Origin of the sequence: Domibacillus enclensis (assembly GCF_900156125.1) — a bacterium.
Taxonomy (GTDB): Bacteria; Bacillota; Bacilli; order Bacillales; family Domibacillaceae; genus Domibacillus; species Domibacillus enclensis.
In genome coordinates, this window is sequence record NZ_FTLX01000008.1 from 24,581 (window position 1) to 38,894 (window position 14,314).

18 protein-coding genes and 1 tRNA gene are annotated in these 14,314 nt (G+C 43.6%); 8 read left to right on the forward strand and 11 right to left on the reverse strand.

All coding sequences use genetic code 11. The features are described 5' to 3' along the window. Nucleotides 1-181: 181 nt before the first annotated feature. Both BW952_RS15230 and BW952_RS15235 read right to left on the reverse strand, forming a co-directional pair. Nucleotides 182-1,918 carry an ATP-dependent helicase gene (locus BW952_RS15230; protein WP_045850659.1) on the reverse strand — a complete coding sequence of 579 codons (1,737 nt, stop codon included), beginning with the start codon at nucleotides 1,916-1,918 and terminating at the stop codon, nucleotides 182-184. Further along, complete coding sequence (locus tag BW952_RS15235) at nucleotides 1,915-3,999, reverse strand: ATP-dependent nuclease (protein ID WP_045850658.1); 2,085 nt, start codon at nucleotides 3,997-3,999, stop codon at nucleotides 1,915-1,917. The genes BW952_RS15230 and BW952_RS15235 overlap by 4 nt, the downstream gene beginning before the upstream one ends. A 355-nt stretch (nucleotides 4,000-4,354) precedes the next feature. On the opposite strand from BW952_RS15235, the gene BW952_RS19890 reads away from it, so the two are divergent. Further along, nucleotides 4,355-4,645, forward strand: a complete 291-nt coding sequence (locus tag BW952_RS19890) for a tyrosine-type recombinase/integrase (RefSeq protein ID WP_052698425.1) — start codon at nucleotides 4,355-4,357, stop codon at nucleotides 4,643-4,645. Nucleotides 4,646-4,839: 194 nt separating this feature from the next. Next, complete coding sequence (locus tag BW952_RS19735; protein WP_231581369.1) at nucleotides 4,840-4,995, forward strand: site-specific integrase; 156 nt, start codon at nucleotides 4,840-4,842, stop codon at nucleotides 4,993-4,995. A gap of 134 nt (nucleotides 4,996-5,129) precedes the next feature. Here BW952_RS19735 and BW952_RS15250 read toward each other — a convergent pair. Continuing rightward, nucleotides 5,130-5,201: transfer RNA gene (locus BW952_RS15250), tRNA-Val, on the reverse strand. A gap of 195 nt (nucleotides 5,202-5,396) precedes the next feature. Here BW952_RS15250 and BW952_RS15255 point away from each other — a divergent pair. Next, nucleotides 5,397-5,981: an NADPH-dependent FMN reductase gene (locus BW952_RS15255; RefSeq protein WP_045850657.1), complete on the forward strand. Its 585-nt coding sequence runs from the start codon at nucleotides 5,397-5,399 to the stop codon at nucleotides 5,979-5,981. A 234-nt stretch (nucleotides 5,982-6,215) separates the two neighbouring features. Here BW952_RS15255 and BW952_RS15260 read toward each other — a convergent pair whose 3' ends face one another. After that, nucleotides 6,216-7,901, reverse strand: coding sequence for an ABC1 kinase family protein (locus tag BW952_RS15260; RefSeq protein ID WP_045850656.1), 1,686 nt, complete (start codon nucleotides 7,899-7,901; stop codon nucleotides 6,216-6,218). A gap of 79 nt (nucleotides 7,902-7,980) precedes the next feature. Between BW952_RS15260 and BW952_RS15265 the strand changes: the two genes are divergently transcribed. From BW952_RS15265 to BW952_RS15275, 3 genes are all read left to right on the forward strand, one after another. After that, nucleotides 7,981-8,694: an alpha/beta hydrolase gene (locus tag BW952_RS15265; protein ID WP_094031995.1), complete on the forward strand. Its 714-nt coding sequence runs from the start codon at nucleotides 7,981-7,983 to the stop codon at nucleotides 8,692-8,694. Nucleotides 8,695-8,774: 80 nt separating this feature from the next. Continuing rightward, nucleotides 8,775-9,290, forward strand: coding sequence for a YjcG family protein (locus BW952_RS15270; protein WP_045850654.1), 516 nt, complete (start codon nucleotides 8,775-8,777; stop codon nucleotides 9,288-9,290). Between the two features lie 4 nt (nucleotides 9,291-9,294). Continuing rightward, nucleotides 9,295-9,723, forward strand: a complete 429-nt coding sequence (locus tag BW952_RS15275; RefSeq protein WP_197075792.1) for a GNAT family N-acetyltransferase — start codon at nucleotides 9,295-9,297, stop codon at nucleotides 9,721-9,723. A 48-nt stretch (nucleotides 9,724-9,771) separates the two neighbouring features. Here the strand turns inward: BW952_RS15275 and BW952_RS15280 are convergent, their stop codons facing one another. From BW952_RS15280 to BW952_RS15300, 5 genes are all read right to left on the reverse strand, one after another. After that, nucleotides 9,772-10,026 (reverse strand): hypothetical protein, encoded by a 255-nt coding sequence (locus BW952_RS15280; protein ID WP_045850652.1) that lies wholly within the window; start codon nucleotides 10,024-10,026, stop codon nucleotides 9,772-9,774. 156 nt (nucleotides 10,027-10,182) lie between these two features. Further along, the gene (locus BW952_RS15285; protein WP_045850651.1) at nucleotides 10,183-10,431 is read right to left on the reverse strand and encodes a stage VI sporulation protein F; all 249 of its coding nucleotides are present in this window, start codon (nucleotides 10,429-10,431) and stop codon (nucleotides 10,183-10,185) included. Nucleotides 10,432-10,454: 23 nt separating this feature from the next. Next, a complete protein-coding gene (locus BW952_RS15290) occupies nucleotides 10,455-10,562 on the reverse strand; it encodes a YjcZ family sporulation protein (RefSeq protein ID WP_045850650.1) in 108 nt (35 codons plus the stop codon). Between the two features lie 66 nt (nucleotides 10,563-10,628). After that, nucleotides 10,629-10,985: a stage V sporulation protein AE gene (gene spoVAE, locus BW952_RS15295; protein ID WP_045850649.1), complete on the reverse strand. Its 357-nt coding sequence runs from the start codon at nucleotides 10,983-10,985 to the stop codon at nucleotides 10,629-10,631. 17 nt (nucleotides 10,986-11,002) lie between these two features. Continuing rightward, the gene (locus BW952_RS15300; RefSeq protein ID WP_045850648.1) at nucleotides 11,003-11,452 is read right to left on the reverse strand and encodes a YhcN/YlaJ family sporulation lipoprotein; all 450 of its coding nucleotides are present in this window, start codon (nucleotides 11,450-11,452) and stop codon (nucleotides 11,003-11,005) included. Between the two features lie 133 nt (nucleotides 11,453-11,585). On the opposite strand from BW952_RS15300, the gene BW952_RS15305 reads away from it, so the two are divergent. Next, nucleotides 11,586-12,095, forward strand: coding sequence for a CotY/CotZ family spore coat protein (locus BW952_RS15305; RefSeq protein ID WP_045850647.1), 510 nt, complete (start codon nucleotides 11,586-11,588; stop codon nucleotides 12,093-12,095). Between the two features lie 32 nt (nucleotides 12,096-12,127). Here the strand turns inward: BW952_RS15305 and BW952_RS15310 are convergent, their stop codons facing one another. Together BW952_RS15310 and fabI are read right to left on the reverse strand one after the other, a co-directional pair. Beyond that, on the reverse strand, nucleotides 12,128-12,508 hold the full coding sequence (locus BW952_RS15310; protein WP_045850646.1) for a CotO family spore coat protein: 381 nt from the start codon (nucleotides 12,506-12,508) through the stop codon (nucleotides 12,128-12,130). 74 nt (nucleotides 12,509-12,582) lie between these two features. Further along, nucleotides 12,583-13,359, reverse strand: coding sequence for an enoyl-ACP reductase FabI (fabI, locus tag BW952_RS15315; RefSeq protein ID WP_045850645.1), 777 nt, complete (start codon nucleotides 13,357-13,359; stop codon nucleotides 12,583-12,585). A gap of 165 nt (nucleotides 13,360-13,524) precedes the next feature. Here fabI and prpE point away from each other — a divergent pair, with 165 nt between their 5' ends. Then, on the forward strand, nucleotides 13,525-14,262 hold the full coding sequence (prpE, locus tag BW952_RS15320) for a bis(5'-nucleosyl)-tetraphosphatase PrpE (RefSeq protein WP_045850644.1): 738 nt from the start codon (nucleotides 13,525-13,527) through the stop codon (nucleotides 14,260-14,262). Nucleotides 14,263-14,314: the final 52 nt, after the last annotated feature.

Below are 14,314 nucleotides of genomic sequence, written 5' to 3' on the forward strand. Positions count from 1 at the left end.
AAAAATAACGATATGCTGGCGGGCAATATTTTGCAAAACCATTACCGGAAAAAATTCATCAAAAAGTTTGCAAAAAAGAATGTCACAATGTCACTTTTAGATAGTAAGCCTTTGCTACTAATAACTTTTCGAAAGTGACTATAAATTTCAGTTTAACATTCTAATTTGGCACACCATTAAATTAATCGAGGTTCTTTTCTAAACCTATTATTTGAAAGTTAAATTTAGACTCTATTATTCCTCGATTCGCTCTTGATAATTTAGGAGTCACTATAAATAGTCTATCCACAGCTCTACTTATACCTACATAATAAATTCGGTGTTCTTCGTTTCCAGCTAAGGCTGGGTGAGTAAGAAACTCTATCGTATCGGTTATCAATAAGACATTTTGAAATTCATCGCCTTTTGATTTATGAACAGTTCTATGCTGACTAATATCTTCTTTATAATTTATACATACTGCTAACTCTTTATAAGAATACTTATTATAAAAGTCTTGGGTAGCTCCTTTTCTAAAACCGGACATCTCTATATCTTCTCTAACTAATTGATAGAATAAAATTAAAGGCTCATCAAAAAATGCCTCTTGTTTTTTCATTAATCTTTGTAAAATTGATATAGATTTATTAAATTGCTCTTTTTCAGAATAACCAATAAAATTATTACTCATTATTTTTATAGCATTTTTGTAATCACTATGCTTAGCGAACTCTAGAGCTTCCATTGAACTTTTTATAACATTGTATCGTTGTGGATTGTCTTTTGAAGCTAATTCAACAAGCAGTTTAGTATTTAAACTACTATTGTCTATCTCGAATTTCATTGCATTTGACGTTGGGTTATCTCTAGCTAAGGTTTGAATAAACATATCATCGCCGTATATCTCTTGAATTTTCTTATATGCGTCTACACCATTTCCTATAAATAAGATAGGTATGTCATGATCTACATTTCTATGTCTAGTTTGAGCAATATCCACTCTAATTTCATTTAATAAATCAATAATTTGATTAGAACTTCGTCTATTTTCAGTAATAGTATATTCACTTAAATTATCAATTTTAAATTTAAGATAATCATCTATACTAGCACCCTGAAACGAGTATATTGATTGTGCAGGATCTCCGATTACTCCTACAATAGTTTCTTCTTCTGCTAATAAAGATACTATCTTAGCTTGAATAGGATTAGTATCTTGAAATTCATCTATAAAAAAATAAGGAAATTTAGCACGTAAAACCTTTAAAATAAAGGGATATCTTGTAATCAACTCATAACTGAAATACAGTACATCGTCATGATCAATTTTACCATCTTGCCAATATAACTTTTTATAACTAAGTAAGTCTGTTTCCAGCGTTCCAACTATCTTACGCAACTGTCTGGCGTGAGTTTCTTCACATTTCAAATATAATTTCAGGTCGTTATTAAAACTATATTTAAGACTAGATAACCAATTGAATAACGCATCTTTGTTTTTGGGTAGCTTTAGCAATTGTTTTATCGTATAAGGATGCTTTAGTTCTTCACTCTTAGAATGTTTTTCTAACCACAATTCAACTTTTTTATATTTAGGTTCGATGTTATCATGACCTTTTATTTTTTGAAATTCAATGTTAAATACTTCTGCTATATGAGTAATATATGGCTTAACAACATGGCTGTATAAAAAGCTATGAATAGTCGAAACTTCTATTTGATTAACGGACTGAGACCCTAATCTATGCAAAATAGTTTCTACAGCCACATTAGTGTATGTTATACATGCAATTTTACGCGTTTTCTCTAACCGCTCAGAATTTTTCAATACATTTTTAATATGATTTATTAGCCAATGAGTTTTTCCGGCACCCGGACCCGCAGTAACTTTAAAATGTTGCTCAATATCTATTATATCTTCGGAAGAAATAGCAATCATTCTGCACACATCCAGTCTATTGCAGCTTTAATATAATCAGGGACGATAAATTCTTGAAATCCAGTACTTTCTTTTTCATCAGCAATTCTTTTTTTAAATAAGTTTTTCTCTAATTCATAAGCTAACTCTAATGCGTTAACTCCTTTTCCTACTGAATTTAAATATCGAGCAGCAACTAATGCTTTCTTTTTATCCTGATCTTTCCATGTTGAACGTTCGTCTCTTAATGCTTGTTCAATTCGGCCGTTTTCTTCCGACTTCTTTAAAGTTTTAAGCATTGTGTCCAATGATTCATCATTGCTATATTGATCCATTAGTTTAAAAATTTCATCTCTATTAGCTGTAGAATCTGTAACTAACCCCTTAAAGTTAGGGTTAAAACGAATCAAATCGTATTCTAAAGTTTTCCCATATATCTCATCTTGTAAAAAGAATTGAATGTTTTCAGAATAACTATTTGGAGATTCACTTTTCTTGTAAGTATACTCAATTTCACTGATATTCATTTCAAATGGATAACACTTTTTAAATGACTTTTTATTACTTGAGTCTTTACCTTTAGTAAGTAGTTCTTTTCTTTCAGGATCTCTATCTGTTATGCATGCTACTTTTCTTTTAATCGAGTATGGGTTAGAAGAATTAAATAGGTTTAAAAAATGATCGAAATATTTACCACCAACGTTGATTACCGCAATATGACGATCTTCCAAAGAAATATTTAAATATTCAGCGAATAAAGACATTAATAGCTGTTCTGCTAGCCCTTCTACTAGGATGATTTTTTCAGCAAATAGCATATTTGATTTAGTTGCATCTAAAAATCTTTGAATATATTTTTTGCTTTCTTCATTTTCACCAAAAGATTTTCCTGGGTAACCAATTAATGTCTCATTGCCGTTTTTATATATACAAATTAATTCATCCAAATTCACTGCACCTGTTATATGAGTAGAATGAGTAGTAACAAAAATTTGTCTAACTTTTTTGTCACTTAGATTCCTTTTAAGAAAATTTAGTAATTGTCTTTGCATTGTAGGATGCAAATGCGCTTCAGGCTCTTCAATAATTAACATTGGATAGACCTTAGCATTACTACCTAAATATTCTTCATTTCCATCAACCTGCATTTTTGAAAGTAAGAGCGACATAAATATTAAATTATTGTAGCCAAGCCCATTATTGATAATAGGCATTTTAATACCTGTTTCGTATTCAACTATTAGTTTTAAAGCAGAATAGAGTTCAATGTCTGTTATGCTACCGTCAAAGTTAGGAGTAGATTTATCAAATGAAGCACCTATATCATTTGCATATGATAAAATGTGTTTCTTACCTTCTGTCATCCTCTGGTTCAATAGTGCAATTAAATTTCCGGCAAGATCTCCGAATTCTTTCTTCTTTTCCTTAATAGTAGCTTCTTTTTCTTCTTTTGCTAAAGAGCCATCAGATTTTATGTTATAGTCCATAAAGAAATCTAAAACATTCTTTAATAGTGTGTTTTTTCCGCTAAACATATCTCGTTCGACATCCCTTATTGCATCTAAAAATTGAAAATCAAATTTATTTAACGATTCACTATCAGCAGTTATTTGATTAGTAGGATCTCCACCCCAAATTTTATATGAATACAGCCTTAGAAATTCATCTTGAATAGTTTGCCATACCTCAAATATATCTTTCGCTTTATCTATTGCGCTCTTATAAAGTTCATGAAACTTAGTTGGTAAGTAAAATGTATATTGCAGTTTAGCTTCATAAGGTTCTTCTAACTTACTTAGCCAGTTACTCACAGTCACTAAGTCGTCGCTCATTAATTTTTCACAACCATCTTGCTTTAAAGTAGCGGTTATTTTAATACTAGGAGGATGCTCTTTTAATTCTTCAATTGGTATGTTTTTATTAAAATCATCAATTGATAAATGCTTTTTACTATTGGAATTAAAAATTAAGGCTAATGCTCGTAACAAATTTGATTTACCAGCATTATTGTGTCCTATAATAACGTTTATACCATTATTAAAATCTATAGAGTTGTTACGAAAGTTTTTATAATTATTTATATTGATATTTGAGATATACATTAAAATTAAGCTCCCTTATCACTACTGTTTATCCATAGCTTTTTCAATAACTTTTTTATAAATAGCTCTTTTTCCTTTATATAGATGAGCCTGCTATTCATATTTTTATTATACAAATAAAAAAGCAAAAAGTGGTATAAAGACCCAATTTCATACTGCTTTTTTAACAGCTATTTTGTTTTTTAAAGGATTCTATTATGTTTTACACAACTTTATTATTTGCAGACACGTTAGTGTGAATAATTAAAATAGCTTTTTCAATGAAGTTATATACTCTACATCGGAATGCTATTACTTCTTCATCAAGTTTTCATTAGATTATGCAGTTGATATGGAGCTGCTTTCAAGCAATCCCATGAAGAAGATACAACTATCAAAACCAAAAAAGGCGGAAATTGCAGTGTGGGAGTTTGATGATGTCCAAGCTTTCTTGAAAGCCGCCTCCCTCCACTGCTGGTATTCTGCTTTTTATTTAGCGGTTACAACTGGGATGAGGCGCGGGCAGATCTTAGGGCTTCGGTGGAAGGATGTTGACTTAGAAAAGGGGATCCTGTATGTACGACAGACCCTTAAGGACGGTAAACAGTTTCTCACGGGCGCTAAGACCGCTTCAGGGGTAAGTCCAATGAGACGGTGGCGGTCCTAAGAAGGCACAAAGCGGCAGTTTCAAAAGAGAAGCTAAAGACCGGCCCTTCATACTAGGATTTCGATTTAGTCATTTGTACTGACTCGGGTACTCCTGTTAATCCAGAGAACTTGAAGAAGTCCTACAGCCGACTCATTTAGGTATCGGGTGTTCCGAAGATCCGCTTTCACGATCTACGTCATACTCATGCTACTATGCTTTTATCGCAGGGTGTAAATGCGAAAGTAATTTCTGAAAGGCTAGGTCATAGTAACATCAAAACGACCTTGGACATCTACTCGCACGTACTTCCTAACGTGCAGGAAGAGGCCGCAAATCAAATTGATGTGCTGTTCACAAAATCAAAATAGATCGCTTTGACACCAATATGGCACCAAACCTGTTTTTCATTGATGAGAAACGAAAAAAAGACCACCTCCGAAGAAGTGATCTTTTTATAGAGAAACCGTGTTCCTGACGCTCTCTCAAGGGTTTTAACACCCGATGACCCGTACTGGACTTGAACCAGTGACCCCTTGCCTGTCAAGCAAGTGCTCTCCCACTGAGCTAACGGATCGTTATGGAATTTTTTCAGCGCCACTTTTTCGAAAACTCGTTTTACTGACAATTTATATTTTATGCAATTGGCGCCCTTCTGTCAACAACTTTCTTACCAAAATCTTATTATCCGCTTTTCCACTCAAAAAATTGACAATATCCTCACTCACTCCGTACGCTGAAAATATAAACCTGGTGAATGGAGGAACAATACATGACGACTGAACTTCGCATTGCCGTTCTGTGCGGCAGCTTAAGAACGGGCTCTTATAACCGAAAGCTGTTGGAGGCCCTGATCGAAAAAGCACCGGCGCACATGCAGTTTGATGAAATCCGGCTTCACGATGTGCCATTTTTCAACGAAGACATGGAAGCCGCGGGTGATCCGGCTCCGGTCCAGCGGTTAAAGGAACAAATCAAGCAGGCGGATGGCGTGTTAATTGTGTCGCCTGAATACAACGGCTCCGTACCGGCTGCGGTGAAAAATGCGATCGACTGGGCTTCCCGTTCACGCGGCCTCCTGGCGAAAAAGCCGTTTGCGGTAGCCGGTGCGACAACCGGCACGCTTGGAACGGCTCAGGCCCAGGTGCAGCTGAAAGGGCTGCTTGTGCATCTTGATGCATATGTGCTGCCGAATCCGAAAATGCTTGTGAACGGCGTTGAGCAAAAAATAGCAGCTGACACGGGTGCGCTGACCGATCCATCGACGTTAAAGCGGGCGGAGCGTTTTATGCACGAATTTGAGGAGTGGATTCTTTTGTTTACGCATGCCGCTGAAGCCAATCGAGAACAATGGTAATCTCTTCTTCCACCGTACAGTTTTCGTCGATCCGCAGAACCGGGCAGGAGACCTGTTTCAGCCATTGCTCCTGCTGTGTTCTGCTTCTTGTTTCCAGACCGGCCCTTTCGTACAGCGCTGCCTCATGTCGTTGTCCCGGAACCTGATGCCCCTATAATATGAATGCGGTCCACTCCCTTCACTCCCCATCTTTGCAAAACAGGCCCATTGCCGCAACGGACAAGGGCCTGCTTATTATTTAATTTTCCGCCACATTAAGTACAAAACTGTCATAAACAGAATCGTCATTACGACCGCGGTGATCAGCGCGATAATGTATGTGTTGGAGCCGGAGATCGGCGACTGGTTGCCCATGGACACAAAAATGCCGGCCATAATGATGCTGAAGGCGAGCATAATCACGCTCAGGACGATCAGTGACGCCATTCGTTCGATCCGCCTCATCATGTTGTCATCGGCGGTCAGATGCATTTTCAGCTTTGGCTGGCCGCCTTCCCACTCATTCAGCGTTTCATTTAAAATACCCGGCAGCTTGGTGGCGGCCATTTTAAACAAGCGGAAAAACGAGCGGGATTCGCGCATCATTTCCTTCGGGTGAATGCGGCCCATCAGCACTTCATGCGCCATGTCCCGCACCATGCCGGAAAGACTTGAGCCAGGGTCAAGCGCGATGACGGTTTGCTCGACTTTTAAAAACGCCTGTCCGACCTGCACGAAGTCTTTCGGGATGGTAATGTGGTGGCTGCCGGCGACGCTGAACAGCTCCTGCAGCATCGCACCCATCTGGACGTCTGCAAGCTCAATGTCGAGGTATCCTGCCATCCACCGGCTAATGTCACGCTGAAGAATGCGCCTGTCCACCGGCTTTCTTGCGCCCATTTCAAGCACGAGAATTGACAGAGAGGCGGCATCGCGGTCAGCGAGCGCAAACAAGCAGTCCGACAGCAAATGCCTCATGTCTTCAGACAGGCGGCCTGTATTGCCAAAGTCAATCAGCCCGAGCCGTCCGTCGTTTAAGAGAAGCAGGTTGCCCGGGTGTGGATCGGCATGAAAGATGCCGTCGATAAACACTTGACGCAGGACGGTTTCTGACAGGGCGCGGGCGAGATCCTGCCGTTCCTCTGCGTGAAGCTCATTGATCACATCACCGCGCAGCGACCGGCCGCTCACAAACTCCATGACCAGCATCCGTTCTGTTGTCCATTCAGGGTAAATACGCGGCACGTAAATCCGAGGCTCCTTCATCAAATCCCGAACACCTTCTGCTTCCATCGCTTCCATCCGGTAATTCATTTCCCGTCCGAGTGCCGCCGCAAAGTCATCAATGATGGCTTTTAAGCTGACCTGGCGCGCCAGCTCGGAATTTCGTTCAGCGATGCTGGCCAGCTGCCGCAGAATGGATACGTCGTTGCGGATCACCGGTTCAATGCCGGGACGGCGGATTTTAATCGCGACTTCCGTTCCGTCCTTTAAAGCAGCCCTGTGCACCTGGCCGATCGACGCCGCACCGAGCGGCATTTCTTCCATATAAACGAGCCAGTCGTCGAGCGGCTGCCCGGCTTCTATTTCAACAATTTGCTTGATCGCTTCAAACGGCATCGCCGGCGCGCTGTTCTGAAGCTTCGCCAGCGGCTCGGTCCAGGAAGGCGGCAGGAGATCGGTTCTCGTTGATAAAAACTGCCCGAGCTTCATAAAGGTCGGACCGAGCTCCTCGAGCGCACGGCGCAGCTGCTCGCCTTTGACATTTTGTTCTTTTACGCCCCGTCGTGTGAATGGAATCTTTTCTGCGAGGCCTAAATCCTTTATGTATCCAGCAAATCCATGCTTCGCGAACACCGCCACAATTTCCGGCGCGCGCCGAAGCGTTCCGATTTTCACCACAAAGTCACCTTCTCTGCTTCCATCATTTTGTTCCATCATATCACACCCTCTCCCTTTCCCGCTTGAAAAAGAACACCCATTCCCTTATAGTAAGGAGGAGATGTGAGGAGGTTTTTTGATGAAACGCGGAACCATTCAGGATCATTCTATTGATTCGACTGAATTAAACGAGGAGATATCCTTTCTTGTGTACGTTCCGGCGGATTTTTCCCCGATGGTTACGTATACCTTTCTTATCTGTCAGGACGGCAAGGATTATTTCCAAATGGGGCGGCTTCCACGGGTTGCAGATGAGCTGCTGGCGGAGGAAGAAATTGAACCGCTCATTATCGTCGGAATTCCGTATAATGATAAGCACGACCGCCGGGACAAGTATCATCCGGACGGTGAAAAGCAGCAAGCGTATATTCGCTTTTTAGCTCATGAGCTTGTCCCTTACCTGGATAAACATTTTCCAGGACACGGCGACCGCTTCGGACGGGCGCTTGCCGGTGACTCACTGGCGGGAACGGTGTCCTTTATGGCATCGCTTGCTCATCCTGATTTGTTCGGGCGCGTTTTGATGCACTCCCCTTTTGTGGATAGCACGGTGATGGCGGCAGCTGAGCAGGCGGCGTCTCTGCCTTCGCTTTATCACGTCATTGGCACCGAGGAAACGGATGTCCTCATGACAAATGGAGAACGGGCGGATTTTTTCACACCGAACCGGGCGCTTTCTGCGTTGCTGGAAAAGAAAACAACAGACTACGTCTACCATGAATTCAACGGCGGCCATACGTGGACGTACTGGCAAAAAGATATGAAGCCGGCTTTGCTAAAAATGTTTGAATGAGCCCCGGCTCACATGCCGCATTTTTGCCGACGTTTGGTATACTGATAGTGGAGATGTTATTTTAAGGAGAGTGAGCGAACATGAAATACGGTGTTGTGATTTTCCCATCAAAACCTTTGCAGGATAAAGTAAACGGTTACCGCAAGCGCTATGATCCTCACTATGCGCTAATTACACCGCATATTACATTAAAAAGTCCGTTTGACGCAGAGGATCAGGACATTCAGCAGCTCGCTGAGAAACTCCGCCGGATTGCGGCTCTTCATCAGCCCTTTACGTATCATGTCAGCAAGGTAAAATCATTCGAGCCGGTCAACAACGTTATTTACTTTAAGGTGGACCCGAACAGCACACTCGATTCGTTATACAAGGAGATGCATACGGAGGACTTTCCGGGAAAGGAGCCGTACGCGTTTGTTCCGCACATTACGATCGGCCAGCAGCTGTCCAACGATGAGCATTCAGACGTATACGGCTCGCTGCAAATGGAATCCATCGATTTAACGGAAAAAGCGGACCGGTTCCACCTGCTGTATCAGCTTGATAACGGCTCATGGACTGTTTATGAAACATTTTTACTTGGAAAGGATGCATAATATTTTGAACGTCGTGAAAACAACAGACTTACATCAGAGAGAAGATGCGTACAGCGTGCGCACAACCGTTTTTGTCGGAGAGCAGAATGTTCCGCCTGCTCTTGAAATTGACGAACTGGAGGATGAAGCGGTTCATTTCGTTTTGTATGATGACGAAAACAAGCCGTGTGGGGCCGGACGTTTCCGAACCGTCGGTGAATTCGGGAAAGTGGAACGCATTTGTGTGTTGAAAGAAGCGCGCGGAAAAGGAGCCGGCCATTTGATCATGGAGGCGATTGAGCAGCATGCCGCGACCGTTGACGGACTGACAACGCTGAAGCTCGATGCCCAGCTTCACGCCATTTCCTTTTATGAAAAACACGGGTATGAAGTGGTTTCCGGTGAATTTTTAGACGCCGGCATTCTGCACAAAACGATGACGAAGCCGTTTTAATGTGAAAAGGCACGCTTTCCGCAACCGGAAAGCGTGCCTTTTTTTAATTTAAGCTAATTTATCGATTTCAAAGCCTTTGCCGCTGATTTTAGCGGTGTGGACACGAAATGCCTCGTGCTCACTCTGGCGTTTTTTTCTTCTTTCCTCGAGCGTCATCTGCGGCTCTGAACGGTCGCGAAGCACTTTATCAAACGTTACTTTTGATGCGGGATCGATGTAAGAATAGCCGATGCTTGCTTCATTTAACACCCGTTCTCTGTAATCATTGTATTGATATTGCGGAATCGGAAGAACGTAGCCCATGGTTGTCTGCTCCTTTCTTTTTATATTGTTCGTAGTCATCTGTATTAACCATTTCCCCGCTTTTGTTCTTTTGTAAACGATTTAAATGAAAAAGCAGCCCTTTCACCTAGGCGAATAGGAAAAAAGAGCAGCGTCTCCGCTGCTCAATCCGTAGGCTTATTTGATCATTTTAGTGATCGCGTTCATGTCGAGCTTTTTGCCGTCTTTTAAAATCGTCCGGACAATTTCGTCCTCTACTTGCTTTGGCACTTTTTTTCCGGCAAGACCAGCTGTCTGCGCGACGACCGCTCGAATGGTTTGTTCATCTTTAAAGTCTGCGTACTGGAGTGAGTCGACGAGCGCGAATACGTCTGTCATGCGCACGCCGGTTTTTTTCTCAATGCTGCCAAAGATCTTGTCGTTCATTCAGCGCTCCCCCTCAATTCAACTCAATAAAAGCTTGCACCGACGATGATGAGCAAAATGAACAAGACAACGATCAATACAAATGTGCTTGTGCCGCCGTAGCCGCCGCCTCCGCATCCATACATACCCATGACGCATCCCCCTTTCGCTGTTCTCTTCATATCATATGAGAGGACGGAAAAAAGGGATGGGCCAGTTCACCCCTTCGGCTTAAAAAAAAGTGCGCCGATAAAACCGAAGACGATCGCCGCCGAAATACCAGAGCTTGTCACCTCGAACATTCCGGTTAGCACGCCGACGACGCCATGCTTTTCCGCTTCCTGCATGGCACCCGCGACAAGTGCGTTTCCGAAGCTTGTAATGGGAATGGTGGCACCCGCGCCGGCAAAGTCAATGAGTGGTTCATATAAATCAAACCCGGCGGCCACGGCACCGATTGAAACTAAAATCGACAGGGTGTGGCCCGGTGTTAAATGGCCGAGATCCATCATCAGCTGGCCCACTACACAAATCAGCCCGCCAATCACAAAGGCCCAAAAAAACATCGCAAGCATGTGACTGCCCCTTTCCTTTATGCCATTTCTTTTTTCAATTTAATAATTTCCGCCAGCCGGCTGTCTGCTTCTTTTTCTGTTAAATGACCCGCCTCAATATCCTCCTTTAACCGAACGGCTTCAAGAAAGATTTTATAATCACTTGATACGATGACTTCAGATTCTTCTTTTTCGGCCATTTTTTCAATGTGATCATCGAGCTTTTTTTCAATATCCTTCATCTGAAACCGGTCCAGGTGGCGCACCTTGTAGGCGACGAGCAGCTGCTCCGTTCCTTTCACAACCGCAGTATCGTAAATTTCTTCAAATGAATCGGCTTCCTTCTTAATGTCAGCGGCCAAATGGTCGTGGTGTCCATCGAGCTGGACGGCATCCGGGTCCGCTGTTTCAATCATCGCCGTTCCATCATGCTCCGGTCCGCATCCAGCCAGCATCAGGACCACCAGCCATCCTGCTGATTTTTTCATGATCAGCACCTCCGTTTTCATTCAGTATGTGCGAAACCATAAAAAAAATTCCGTTCACTGCGGCAATTGTCCATGCCGTTTTGAACGGAATTCATATTGTATTAGTGTACCGATATTAAAGGAGGAGTGCATAATGGGATGCCACAAGCATCATAACGATGTAGAAAGTGGTTCTGAAAGCTGCGTTTGTGAAGTTGTTCGCGCGATTCGCGATATTCAGGACGCAAGACAGGATGACGACTGCCGTGACTGCAAAGACTGCTTTGCTGAGCCGCTGGGTGACTTGGATGGACCGCGCCGCCGCAATGCCGACACACGTGTTTTCACACTGACAACGAAAAAAGGAAAGCCGTTTTTTGCTTTCTTTAACCCGGATGAAGTAGATGACTGCGACTCAGGCTGCGTCTCCATCTTTTTCCGTGTAGAAGATGTATTCGACAGCTGCTGTGCACGTTTGCGTGTACTCGTGCCGCTTGATGATGAGCGCGAGCCTGTCAACCTTGCTACAGATGAAGGGATCAGCTTAAAGCACGTCTGCAAAGTAGAGTACTTTGCGAAAACACGCAGCTGCATTACAGTAGACTTAAACGAGTTCATTGCTGTGCAGTGCATTAAAGACGTCGATCTTGACGTTTGCCGCTAACTTGCTTCGCCTCTTCATGAGAGGCGTTTTTTTTATGTTCCGGCGATGCGGATATGCAGGATGTCATTAAGCGGCACTTCGACGGCTGCTTTCGTTTCATCATCGATCACCCACACGTGGTTTTCGTCATACCTTTCAATGATGCCACGCGCAGAGCCCGTCGTCCATTCAAAGCGGCACGGAACAGGGATACGCCGCTTGGCTAAATACAGCACTTTTTCCGCTGTATCCATCTCACGAAACGGCTTAAGACGCCCTGACTCGTCTTTTGGCTCTTCTTTTCTGGCCTCTGCTTTAGGGACTGCTTCGACAATGAGCGGTTCGTCTGCTTTTGACACCTCCTGCATCACGGGAATCACCGGCTTTAACTGCGGCTGTCCGATATAAAGAAGGGGACCCGACGGTTTTTTCATAGCACACACCTCCGCTTTTCAGCCAGTATATGCAAAAACACCGCCCAATATGGACGGTGCCTCAAAAATTTTTTTTAGCCAAGTACGTGGTAGCCGGAATCAACGTGAATGTTTTCACCAGTAATCCCGCGCGACATATTGCTGAAAAGGAAAACGGCTGCATCGCCTACTTCTTCCGGTGTCGTTGTCCGGTGAAGCGGTGCCTGCTCTTCAATTTTCGTTAAAATGCTGTTAAAATCGCTGATGCCTTTTGCCGCCAGTGTCCGGATCGGGCCGGCTGAGATCGAATTCACGCGAATGTTGTCCTTGCCAAGATCCGCAGCAAGGTAGCGGACACTTGCATCAAGAGACGCTTTTGCCACACCCATCACGTTATAATTCGTAATGACGCGCTCGCCGCCTAAATACGTTAGTGTGACAATGCTTCCGCCTTCTGTCATAAGCGGCTTCGCATATTTCGCCACAGCGGTTAACGAGTATGCGCTAATGTTATGAGCAAGCATAAAACCGTCACGGGATGTATCAACAAAATCGCCATCCAGGTCTTCTTTGTTCGCGAAAGCAATACAATGAGCGAGGCCGTGGATCGCGCCGTGTTTTTCTTTGATCGCATGAAAGCATTCTTCAATCGCGGCGTCATCTGTCACGTCGCATGATAAAATGAACGGATCATTTTGGTTCTCAAGTGTTGCTGCAAGGTCCCGGACGTTTTTCTCCAGACGCTCACCTGCATACGTAAACACAAGCTTTGCGCCGGCTGCATCCAATGAACGGGCAATTCCCCAGGCGATGCTGCGCTTATTGGCGACACCCATTACAACAAACGTTTTTCCTTCAAGTGAAAATGACATATATCCGTTCCCCCATTTATACAAGTTATTAGTACCTAGTGTTAATATTATCACGAATACGAAAAAAATCAACGGATATCCTGACGGCTTTTGTCCCGCTTTTAAATTCCCGGTAAACGGCTTATACTAATGGCAGTAGACACAACCAATTAAAGGAGCGATTGAATGAAGCTGGATATTATCGGAGATGTACACGGCTGTTACGATGAGTTTCAAGAGCTGACGCGGGCGCTCGGGTACCGTTGGGAAGAAGGCATTCCCATTCATCCTGAGCAGCGGTCACTGGCATTTGTCGGTGACCTGACAGACCGAGGCCCGGATTCTGTACGTGTACTGGATGCTGTGTGCCGGCTGGTTGAAGAACAGGACGCAAAATATGTGCCTGGCAATCATTGCAACAAGCTGTACCGGTATTTTCTCGGAAACAATGTTCAGGAAACACACGGTCTTGAAACGACGGTTGCCGAGCTTGATTCGATGCCGGCCGATGAATACCGGATTCTTCGGAAACGCTTTTTATCCATATATGATCAGTCGCCTCTTTACCAGGTTCTTGATGATCGCCGTTTGGTCATTGCCCATGCCGGCATCCGGGCCGACTACATCGGAAGAATGGATGCCCGGGTAAAAACGTTCGTGCTGTACGGGGATATTACAGGTGAAAAGCATGAAGACGGGTCGCCTGTGCGCCGCGACTGGGCGAAAAAATACGCCGGTGAGCCGTTTGTCGTTTACGGGCATACCCCAGTGAAGGAGCCGCGCCGAATCGGACAGACCATCAACATCGACACCGGGTGCGTGTTTGGCGGACAGCTGACAGGACTCCGGTGGCCCGAGCAGGAAACGGTATCGGTCGAATCCAAGCAGCCGCTCGTTCCCGAAAAGTTCCGGACCTTTGATTAACCTCTGCTGGGAGTTAAATGCCTAACGCCGGTATATCGAAATAAGTGCCGAT